Source organism: Enterobacter cloacae complex sp. P40C2 (assembly GCF_014930695.1).
Taxonomy (GTDB): domain Bacteria; phylum Pseudomonadota; class Gammaproteobacteria; order Enterobacterales; family Enterobacteriaceae; genus Enterobacter; species Enterobacter pasteurii.
The window spans coordinates 61,234-72,191 of the sequence record NZ_JADBRP010000012.1 but is presented as its reverse complement, the minus strand read 5'-3'; the positions used below and the strand labels follow the sequence as shown (position 1 = coordinate 72,191).

Annotated in this window: 8 protein-coding genes; 5 read left to right on the top strand and 3 right to left on the bottom strand. The window is 57.4% G+C overall.

The genetic code is table 11. The features are described 5' to 3' along the window. Window positions 1–27: 27 nt before the first annotated feature. Entirely contained in the window at window positions 28–1,110 is a 1,083-nt protein-coding gene (gene lptG / locus IM304_RS18700; protein ID WP_148418303.1) for an LPS export ABC transporter permease LptG, read from the bottom strand. Next, on the bottom strand, window positions 1,110–2,210 hold the full coding sequence (gene lptF / locus IM304_RS18695; protein WP_148418302.1) for an LPS export ABC transporter permease LptF: 1,101 nt from the start codon (window positions 2,208–2,210) through the stop codon (window positions 1,110–1,112). Before lptF ends, lptG begins: the two co-directional genes overlap by 1 nt. A gap of 265 nt (window positions 2,211–2,475) precedes the next feature. Between lptF and pepA the strand changes: the two genes are divergently transcribed. The 5 genes from pepA (at window position 2,476) to IM304_RS18670 (ending at window position 9,101) form a co-directional block, all read left to right on the top strand. Next, window positions 2,476–3,987, top strand: coding sequence for a leucyl aminopeptidase (gene pepA / locus IM304_RS18690; RefSeq protein WP_148418301.1), 1,512 nt, complete (start codon window positions 2,476–2,478; stop codon window positions 3,985–3,987). Window positions 3,988–4,073: 86 nt separating this feature from the next. Then, window positions 4,074–4,517: a DNA polymerase III subunit chi gene (holC, locus tag IM304_RS18685; protein ID WP_193355873.1), complete on the top strand. Its 444-nt coding sequence runs from the start codon at window positions 4,074–4,076 to the stop codon at window positions 4,515–4,517. Further along, window positions 4,517–7,372, top strand: a complete 2,856-nt coding sequence (locus IM304_RS18680; RefSeq protein WP_193355872.1) for a valine--tRNA ligase — start codon at window positions 4,517–4,519, stop codon at window positions 7,370–7,372. The genes holC and IM304_RS18680 overlap by 1 nt, the downstream gene beginning before the upstream one ends. Before the next feature lie 122 nt (window positions 7,373–7,494). Then, window positions 7,495–7,998: a GNAT family N-acetyltransferase gene (locus tag IM304_RS18675; protein WP_148418298.1), complete on the top strand. Its 504-nt coding sequence runs from the start codon at window positions 7,495–7,497 to the stop codon at window positions 7,996–7,998. 83 nt (window positions 7,999–8,081) lie between these two features. Next, window positions 8,082–9,101, top strand: coding sequence for an NAD(P)-dependent alcohol dehydrogenase (locus IM304_RS18670; RefSeq protein ID WP_148418297.1), 1,020 nt, complete (start codon window positions 8,082–8,084; stop codon window positions 9,099–9,101). Between the two features lie 92 nt (window positions 9,102–9,193). On the opposite strand, the gene IM304_RS18665 is transcribed toward IM304_RS18670, so the two are convergent. Further along, entirely contained in the window at window positions 9,194–10,840 is a 1,647-nt protein-coding gene (locus tag IM304_RS18665; protein WP_193355871.1) for a glycerone kinase, read from the bottom strand. Window positions 10,841–10,958 lie beyond the last annotated feature (118 nt).

The following is a 10,958-nucleotide window of genomic DNA, read 5'->3' as shown; positions in this document are numbered from 1 at the left end:
GGTGCCGGGAGCGAGGAAAATAAAATATCAGGAACGTTTAAGCAGCATCCAGAGGCTGATCAGGAAGAAGCTGGCGCTCGGCAGCAGCGCACCGATAATCGGCGGAATGCCATACACCAGCGTCAGCGGGCCAAAAATCTGATCGAGGACGTAGAAGACGAAGCCGAAGCTGATACCGGTTACCACGCGTACGCCCATCGGCACGCTACGCAGTGGACCAAAGATGAACGACAGCGCCATCAGCATCATTACCGCAACGGACAGCGGCTGGAAGATTTTGCTCCACATGTTGAGCTGGTAACGCCCCGCATCCTGCCCGCTGGATTTCAGATACTTCACGTAGTTATGCAGACCGCTGATGGAGAGCGCATCCGGGTCAAGCGCCACGACGCCAAGTTTGTCCGGGGTCAGGTTGGTTTTCCAGGTGCCGCTCACCGTCTGCGAGCCGGTGATCTGTTTCGGGTCGGTCAGGTTAGACTCATCAACCTGCGATAAACGCCACAGCTTGTTATTCGCATCAAATTTGGCAGAGGCGGCATAGCGCACGGACTGTAAACGACGCTGGTCGTTAAAGGCATAAATACTCACGCCGCCCAGCTCGTCATCCCCTTTCACGCGTTCGATATAAACGAAGTTCTGGCCATCTTTGGCCCATAACCCCTGCTGCGTGGAAAGCAGTGAACCACCGTACATGGCCTGAGCGCGGTAGTTACGCGCCATCTGTTCGCCCTGCGGCGCAACCCATTCGCCAATCGCCATGGTCAGCAGCACCAGCGGGATCGCGGTTTTCATCACCGACAGCGCTACCTGCATACGGGTAAAGCCCGACGCCTGCATCACCACCAGTTCGCTACGCTGTGCCAGCATGCCCAGCCCCAGCAGCGCACCCAGCAGGGCCGCCATCGGGAAGAAGATCTGCACATCTTTTGGTACGCTGAGCAGGGTATACATTCCGGCGCCCAGCGCGTCGTAGCTGCCCTGCCCGGCTTTTTTCAGCTGATCGACAAATTTGATAATGCCGGAGAGCGACACCAGCATGAACAGCGTCATCATGATGGTGGTAAAAATGGTTTTACCGATATAGCGGTCAAGTACGCCAAACGCCTGCATTAGATGGCTCCTTTACGCGTAAACCGGGCACGAATACGACGCACAGGCACCGTGTCCCATAAGTTGAGTCCTACTGCCAGCAGCAGATACAAACCATTCACGACCCAGGTCCAGATCATCGGGTCGATTTTGCCTTTCCCGCCGTTAGACTTGATCGAGGTTTGCAGCAGGAAGAACACCAGATACAGCAGCATCGCCGGCAGCATGGACAGCACGCGGCCCTGGCGCGGGTTGACTACGCTCAGCGGCACGACCATCAGCGCCATCATAAATACTGTGAATACCAGCGTAATACGCCAGTGCAGCTCGGCACGCGCACGATCGGTATTGGTGTTAAACAAGGTGCGCATATCCATCTGCTCGGTGTCCGTAGGATCGAGCGCAACGGCCTGGTGACCGATAATAGCCTGGTAGTTCTGGAAATCCGTAATGCGGAAGTCACGCAGCATTGCCGTGCCTTCGAAACGCGTTCCTTTGTTTAGCGTGACAACCTGAGAGCCATCTTTACGCTGCGCCAGCTGGCCGGAATCCGCTACCACCACGGAAGGGCGAGCGTTGCCTTTCGGGCGCAACTGAGCAAGAAATACATCGTTAAAGCGGCTGCCATCAACGCTTTCGATAAACAGAACAGAGTTACCGTCGGTCGCCTGCTGGAACTGGCCCTGCGCAAGCGCCGCCATGCCGGGGTTAGCTTTCGCTTCTGCCAGCACTTCATCCTGATGACGGGAAGAGGTCGGCCCTGCCCACATCACGTTGACGGCAGCAACGATGCCCGTAAACAGCGCAAGCACCATGGCGGCTTTCACCAGTACGGCTTTACTGAGGCCGCAGGCGTGCATCACGGTGATTTCACTTTCGGTATAGAGCTTACCCAGCGTCATCAGCAAACCGAGGAACAGGCTTAACGGCAGGATCAGCTGCGCCATTTCCGGCACGCCAAGCCCGAGCAGGGAAAGCACCAGATTCGTTGGGATTTCGCCATCGACCGCCGCGCCGAGGATCCTGACCAGCTTCTGACAGAAAAAGATCAGAAGGAGGATAAAGAGGATCGCCAGTTGGCTCTTCAGCGTCTCCCGAACCAGATATCTTATGATTATCACTTTAAATACGCCCGTTAAAACTCGTCTTATGCAGGAATTTAGCTTGTTTCATGGCTTAAACGTCATTTATTCTCTTGAGTCGTCGAAATCATCGCTAAGATTAAAAAACCCGGCGGATTCGCGCTTCATGACATTTTTTGACGTGTCGAAACCGTAGTAACGTAAGATTAACACGAAGTCACCACAACGGCGGACATGAGTTACGAAAGGTTTCAATTCTATCCGTAGCCGCCGCCGTTGTCTTTAAGATTCAGGAGCGTAGTGCATGGAGTTCAGTGTAAAAAGCGGTAGCCCGGAGAAACAGCGGAGTGCCTGCATCGTTGTGGGCGTCTTCGAACCACGCCGACTCTCCCCGATCGCCGAGCAACTCGATAAAATCAGCGACGGCTATATCAGCGCCCTGCTGCGCCGTGGCGAACTGGAAGGCAAACCAGGGCAAACCCTGTTGCTACACCATGTTCCGAACGTCCTGTCCGAGCGTATTCTGCTGATTGGCTGCGGTAAAGAACGTGAGCTTGATGAGCGCCAGTACAAGCAGGTTATTCAGAAAACGATTAATACACTGAATGATACTGGTTCGATGGAAGCCGTCTGCTTCCTGACCGAGCTGCACGTTAAGGGCCGCAACACGTACTGGAAAGTGCGCCAGGCTGTCGAAACCGCAAAAGAGAGCCTCTACAGCTTCGATCAGTTGAAGACCACCAAAAGCGAGCCGCGTCGCCCGCTGCGCAAGATGGTCTTTAACGTGCCAACCCGTCGCGAGCTGACCAGCGGCGAGCGCGCCATTCAGCACGGCCTGGCGATTGCTGCCGGTATTAAAGCTGCGAAAGATCTCGGCAATATGCCGCCAAACATCTGTAACGCCGCCTATCTGGCGTCTCAGGCGCGCCAGCTGGCTGACTCCTACAGCAAAAACGTCATCACCCGCGTTATCGGCGAACAGCAGATGAAAGAGCTGGGGATGCACTCTTATCTGGCGGTCGGTAACGGCTCTCAGAACGAATCCCTGATGTCGGTCATCGAGTACAAAGGGAATCCGTCTGAAGATGCGCGTCCGATCGTACTCGTCGGTAAAGGCCTGACCTTCGACTCCGGCGGTATCTCTATCAAGCCTTCTGAGGGCATGGATGAGATGAAATACGACATGTGCGGCGCGGCGGCGGTATACGGCGTCATGCGCATGGTTGCAGAGCTTCAGCTGCCAATCAACGTGGTCGGCGTGCTGGCAGGCTGCGAAAACATGCCTGGCGGGCGCGCTTATCGTCCGGGCGACGTGCTGACCACCATGTCAGGCCAGACCGTCGAGGTGCTTAACACCGACGCCGAAGGCCGCCTGGTGCTGTGCGACGTGCTAACCTACGTTGAGCGCTTCGACCCTGAAGCGGTAATCGACGTTGCCACCCTGACCGGTGCCTGCGTGATTGCGCTGGGCCACCACATCACCGGCCTGATGTCGAACCACAATCCGCTGGCGCACGAGCTTATCGGCGCGTCTGAACAGGCTGGAGACCGCGCGTGGCGCCTGCCGCTGGGCGATGAGTTCCAGGAACAGCTGGAGTCTAACTTCGCGGACATGGCGAACATCGGCGGTCGCCCTGGCGGGGCCATCACCGCAGGCTGCTTCCTGGCGCGCTTCACCCGTAAATACAACTGGGCGCACCTGGACATCGCCGGCACCGCATGGCGCTCTGGTAAAGCCAAGGGCGCGACCGGTCGTCCGGTTGCGCTGCTCTCGCAGTTCCTGTTGAACCGTGCGGGTTTTAACGGCGACGAGTAACACGGTACGGCAGTAAACCGTAGGCCGGGTAAGGCGCAGCCGCCGCCCGGCTTAAGCATTTAAAATGAGCACAAGAAGCCCCACATATGAAGAATGCAACGTTCTACCTTCTGGACAACGACACCCATCAGGACGGCCTCAGCGCCGTAGAACAGCTGGTGTGTGAAATTGCCGCAGAACGTTGGCGCGCGGGTAAACGCGTGTTGATTGCCTGTGAAGATGAGCAGCAGGCGATTCGCCTTGATGAAGCGCTATGGGCGCGCCCGTTGGAGAGTTTTGTTCCGCATAACCTGTCGGGCGAAGGTCCGCGCGGCGGAGCGCCGGTTGAAATCGCCTGGCCGCAAAAGCGCAACAGCAGCGCGCGCGACATTCTCATTAGCCTGCGCACAGACTTTGCAGATTTTGCCACCGCTTTCACAGAAGTGGTAGACTTTGTCCCTTACGAAGAAACTTTGAAACAGCTGGCGCGCGAACGCTATAAAGCGTACCGCCTGGCCGGTTTTAACCTGAATACGGCAACCTGGAAATAATGGAAAAGACATATAACCCACGCGATATCGAACAGCCGCTTTACGAGCACTGGGAACAGCAGGGCTATTTCAAGCCTAACGGCGACGAAAGCAAAGAGTCCTTCTGCATCATGATCCCGCCGCCGAACGTCACCGGCAGTTTGCATATGGGGCATGCTTTCCAGCAGACCATCATGGACACCATGATCCGCTACCAGCGCATGCAGGGCAAAAACACCCTGTGGCAGGCGGGGACCGACCACGCGGGTATCGCAACCCAGATGGTGGTTGAGCGTAAAATTGCCGCTGAAGAAGGTAAAACCCGCCACGACTACGGTCGCGACGCGTTCATCGATAAAATCTGGCAGTGGAAAGCGGAATCCGGCGGCACCATTACCCGTCAGATGCGCCGCCTTGGCAACTCCGTGGACTGGGAGCGCGAGCGCTTCACCATGGACGAAGGCCTTTCCAATGCCGTGAAAGAAGTTTTTGTCCGTCTGTACAAAGAAGACCTGATTTACCGCGGCAAGCGCCTGGTAAACTGGGACCCGAAACTGCGCACCGCGATCTCTGACCTGGAAGTGGAAAACCGCGAGTCTAAAGGCTCCATGTGGCACATCCGCTATCCGCTGGCCGACGGCGCAAAAACCGCAGACGGTAAAGATTACCTGGTCGTCGCGACCACTCGTCCGGAAACCCTGCTGGGCGATACCGGCGTGGCCGTCAACCCGGAAGATCCGCGTTATAAAGATCTGATCGGCAAATTTGTGGTGCTGCCGCTGGTAAACCGCCGTATTCCGATTGTGGGCGACGAACACGCCGACATGGAAAAAGGCACCGGCTGCGTGAAAATCACCCCGGCGCACGACTTCAACGACTATGAAGTGGGTCGCCGCCACGCCCTGCCGATGATCAACATTCTGACCTTCGACGGCGATATCCGTGAAAGCGCAGAAGTGTACGACACCAAAGGCAACGAATCCGACGTTTACTCAAGCGACATTCCGGCTGAGTTCCAGAAGCTGGAGCGCTTTGCCGCGCGTAAAGCCATCGTGGCCGCCGTTGACGCGCTCGGCCTGCTCGAAGAGATCAAACCTCACGATCTGACCGTGCCGTACGGCGACCGTGGCGGCGTGGTGATCGAGCCGATGCTGACTGACCAGTGGTACGTACGTGCCGACGTGCTGGCAAAACCGGCCGTGGAAGCGGTTGAGAACGGCAGCATTCAGTTCGTGCCGAAGCAGTACGAAAACATGTACTTCTCCTGGATGCGCGATATTCAGGACTGGTGTATCTCCCGTCAGCTGTGGTGGGGTCACCGTATCCCGGCATGGTACGACAACGAAGGCAACGTTTACGTTGGCCGCAGTGAAAACGAAGTGCGTCAGGAAAATAACCTGAGTGCCGACGTGGCGCTGCGTCAGGACGAAGACGTGCTGGATACCTGGTTCTCCTCCGCGCTGTGGACCTTCTCAACCCTCGGCTGGCCAGAGAACACCGACGCGCTGCGTCAGTTCCACCCAACCAGCGTAATGGTGTCCGGCTTCGACATCATCTTCTTCTGGATCGCCCGCATGATCATGATGACCATGCACTTCATTAAAGACGAAGACGGTAAACCGCAGGTTCCGTTCCACACCGTCTACATGACCGGTCTGATCCGTGACGATGAAGGCCAGAAGATGTCCAAATCCAAGGGTAACGTTATTGACCCGCTGGATATGGTTGACGGTATCTCTCTGGAAGATCTGCTGGAAAAACGTACCGGCAACATGATGCAGCCGCAGCTGGCTGATAAAATCCGCAAGCGCACCGAGAAGCAGTTCCCGAACGGTATTGAGGCTCACGGTACCGACGCCCTGCGCTTCACCCTGGCGGCGCTGGCCTCCACCGGCCGCGACATTAACTGGGACATGAAGCGTCTGGAAGGTTACCGTAACTTCTGTAACAAGCTGTGGAACGCCAGCCGCTTCGTGCTGATGAACACTGAAGATCAGGACTGCGGCTTTAACGGCGGCGAAATGACGCTGTCTCTGGCAGACCGCTGGATCCTGGCGGAATTTAACCAGACGGTGAAAGCGTTCCGCGACGCGCTGGACAGCTACCGCTTCGACATCGCGGCGGGCATCCTGTACGAATTCACCTGGAACCAGTTCTGTGACTGGTATCTGGAGCTGGCGAAGCCGGTGATGAACGGCGGTTCTGAAGCAGAGCTGCGCGGCACGCGCAACACGCTGATTACCGTTCTGGAAGGTCTGCTGCGCCTGGCGCATCCGGTCATTCCATTCATCACCGAAACCATCTGGCAGCGCGTGAAGGTGATCGCCGGCATCAACGCCGATACCATCATGCTACAGCCGTTCCCGGAATTCGATGCGGCGAAAGTCGACGAAGCCGCGTCAGCGGACACCGAGTGGCTGAAACAGGCAATCGTTGCGGTACGTAACATCCGTGCTGAAATGAACATCGCGCCAGGTAAACCGCTTGAGCTGCTGCTGCGCGGCTGCAGCGAGGCTGCCGTTCGTCGGGTAAACGAGAACGACACCTTCCTGAAAACCATGGCGCGTCTGGAAAGCATCACCGTGCTGCCTGCGGATGACAAAGGTCCGGTTTCCGTAACCAAAATCATCGACGGCGCCGAGCTGCTGATCCCGATGGCAGGCCTCATCGACAAAGACGCTGAGCTGGCTCGCCTGGCGAAAGAAGTGGCGAAAGTCGATGTAGAAATTGGCAAAATCGAAAGCAAGCTGGCGAACGAAGGCTTTGTGGCCCGCGCGCCGGAAGCGGTCATCGCCAAAGAGCGTGAGCGCCTGGTTGCCTTCGCCGATGCGAAAACCAAACTGATCGAGCAGCAGGCCGTGATCGCGGCCCTGTAATGCTTTACCCCTTACGCTTCAGGGCGTAAGGGGTTTTCTTCCTGAAAACTCCTCGCTTGCACTCCCCTTCCTGCGGTGCTATTAACAGCAGCTGTGTGTCAATTTTTGTCATGAGTAATGCTATGAGCGTGATTACCCCCGTCGCGACGACAATGCGTCGGATCGCTGTGCAAGACAACCCGTCAATCGCCGCCGTTATCCGCACGGTCTCTGCCGAATATGGCCTGACCGCAGACAAAGGCTATACCGTAGCCGATCCTAATCTGGACGAACTTTTCCAGCTTTATAGCCAGCCAGGCCATGCTTACTGGGTCATCGAGCAGGACGGCCGGGTGGTGGGCGGCGGCGGCATCGCGCCACTGCTTTGCAGCGAGCCGGATATCTGTGAACTACAGAAAATGTATTTCCTGCCGACGATACGCGGCCAAGGCCTGGCGAAAAAGCTGGCGCTGGTTGCCCTGGAACAGGCGCGCTCGCAGGGCTTTAAACGCTGTTACCTCGAAACCACCGCCTTCCTTAAAGAGGCCATTGGCCTGTATGAACGTCTCGGCTTTGAGCATATCGATGCGCCGCTGGGCTGCACTGGCCACGTCGACTGCGAAGTCAGAATGCTGAAAAGTCTGTAAATTTTGTTCCTGCCCTCTTCTGTTAAGCGGCTGTAAACTGAATGCTCTACACTCACAGTTCACACCAAAACAGGGGAAACGCGATGTCGAAGATAAAAAGCTACGCCGCACCGCAGGCGGGTGCAGAGCTTGAGCTGTACGAATATGATGCGGGCGAACTAAAAGCGGAAGACGTCGAGGTACAGGTTGATTACTGCGGGATCTGCCACTCCGATCTCTCCATGATCGACAACGAATGGGGCTTCTCCAGCTATCCGCTGGTTGCCGGTCACGAAGTCATTGGCCGCGTTGCAGCGCTCGGTAGCGCCGCGCAGGACAAAGGGCTGAAGGTTGGCCAGCGCGTGGGCATTGGCTGGACGGCACGCAGCTGCGGCCACTGCGACGCCTGTATCAGCGGTAATCAGGTTAACTGCACGGAAGGCGCTGTTCCTACCATTCTGAACAAGGGCGGCTTTGCCGATAAGCTGCGCGCCGACTGGCAATGGGTTATCCCGCTGCCGGAGAGCATCGATATTGAATCCGCCGGCCCGCTGCTGTGTGGCGGTATTACCGTCTTTAAACCGCTGCTGATGCACCACGTCACCGCCACCAGCCGCGTAGGCGTGATTGGTATTGGCGGACTGGGCCATATCGCCATCAAGCTGCTGCATGCGATGGGCTGTGAAGTTACTGCGTTCAGCTCTAACCCGGCGAAAGAGCAAGAAGTGCTGGCGATGGGCGCGGATAAAGTGGTGAACAGCCGCGATCCTGACGCGCTGAACGCGCTGGCGGGACAGTTCGATCTGATCATCAACACCGTGAACGTCGATCTTAACTGGCAGCCGTACTTTGAAGCGCTGGCCTATGGCGGTAACTTCCACACCGTAGGTGCGGTGATGAAGCCGCTGCCGGTTCCGGCATTTACCCTGATCGGCGGCGATCGCAGCGTATCCGGCTCTGCAACCGGTACGCCATACGAACTGCGCAAGCTGATGAAGTTTGCCGGACGCACTAAAGTGGCGCCAACCACCGAGCTGTATCCCATGTCAAAAATCAATGAAGCCATCCAGCACGTGCGTGACGGTAAAGCCCGTTACCGCGTGGTGTTGAAAGCGGATTTTTAATCTGACGGTGCTGGGGTATGTGCGGCCTGGAGCCCTCGCCCCAACCCTCTCCCTGTGGGAGAGGGTGCAAACACTAAAAACGGTAACGGCTGTTACCGTTTTGCTTCCACCATGGCCTTAAACACCTCTGCCACCGCAACCGCCCCCGGGTCCATCACGCCGTCCAGATTCTCTTTGTTCACATACGACGAGCGCCCCGCACCGGCTTTCTCCATTTTCGCCGTTGACTCCGCCCCCTGCTGCGCCGCCTGCGCTGCTGCCTGAACATCGCCTTTCTGCAACGCCTCAAGCGCTGGCTGCAGCGCGTCGATCAGCGTGCGATCGCCGAGATCTGCCCCGCCATACTGCTTCATTTGCGCCAGCCCGCTCAGCAGCGCATCCGCAAGCGATTGTCCGTCATGAAGCTTTTGCCCGGCCGCCGTGAAGAAGATCGACATTAATACGCCGCTCGATCCGCCCATTACGGTTGCCAGCCGCTCGCCCACCAGCAGGAGTAACGTCGATACCTCGTTAAGAGGAAAGGCGTTCTCCTCAAGACGCTGCGCAATATCCCGCGCGCCTTGCGCAAAGGTAGAGCCGGTATCGCCATCGCCGACCTTCGCATCCAGCGCATTCAGGCGGTTTTCCAGCTGGCTCAGCGTCTTCGTCACCGCGGAAACGTATGCCCGCACCTGCGGATTGTCCGACGGGGCGTATTCCACGCGGTCGTGGATGGCGCTATGCGGGACGGTTCGCAGCGGCGCAAACGCGACGGGTTTCTGCCAGCCCAGCGTTTCTACCTCGGAGCGGATCGCCTTTTCGAAGTAATCGTTAAGCTTCAGCAGCGTCAGCGAAAAGCCTTTCATATCCAGCGCGCTGACCAGCGGCGCGGGGCCAATCAGCCACGCAATCTCGTCTTTCAGCGCCGAGTGCGCCAGCTCTTTGGTCAGCAAAGCCATCTCCAGCGCCGACACGCCGCCGAGGTTATTGATCAGTACCGCAAAGCGCCCCGTTCCCGCCTGGGCCTTCAGCGGCGTGATTAACGTGTCGATAATCGCCCTGCTGTTCTGCGTATCCACCACGGATGCCCCAGGCTCGCCGTGAATGCCCAGCCCCAGCTCCACATGGCCCTGTTTGATCCTTCCTTCTTCTTCATCGCTACCCGGCAGGTTGCAGGTTTGCATCGCCACCCCCAGGCTCCAGAGGTTATCGCAGGCCTGTTGCGCAATATCCCGCACTTCGCTTAACGATTTCCCCTGCTCTGCCGCGTACCCGGCAATCTTGTGCACCAGCGCGGTTCCCGCGATGCCGCGCGGCTGCTTGTTGTCCGGCAGGGCGATGTCATCCGCCACGATAACCATCTCCACTTTCAGGCCATAGCGTTTGGCTTTTTCAGCGGCCAGACCAAAGTTAAGACGGTCGCCGGTATAGTTTTTCACGATCAGCAGGCAGCCACGGTCGCCCGTGACCGCAACGATGGCGTTCAGCACCGCATCCACGCTCGGAGAGGCGAACAGATCGCCACACACTGCCGCCGTAAGCATCCCTTTACCGACGAATCCCGCATGTGCCGGTTCGTGACCGGAACCACCGCCGGAGATGACCGCTACGCGGCTTTTATCCCAGTCGCCGCGCGCCACTACGCGGATGGCCGGATCGATTTCAAGTTTGACGAGATTACCGTGCGGCGCGGAGAGGAGTATGCCTTCAATGGCATCGTTGACAAGCTGTTTGCGGTCGTTAAAAAAGAATCTGGACATAGTTTCCCAAAAATTTGTTTACCGTATGCAAAAGCATAGTCCGCACTGGATAATGCGCCGCAAAGTAAGGAATTTACGCAGACATTTCGCCGTCAGGTTGCCTATACTCCACCCAGGA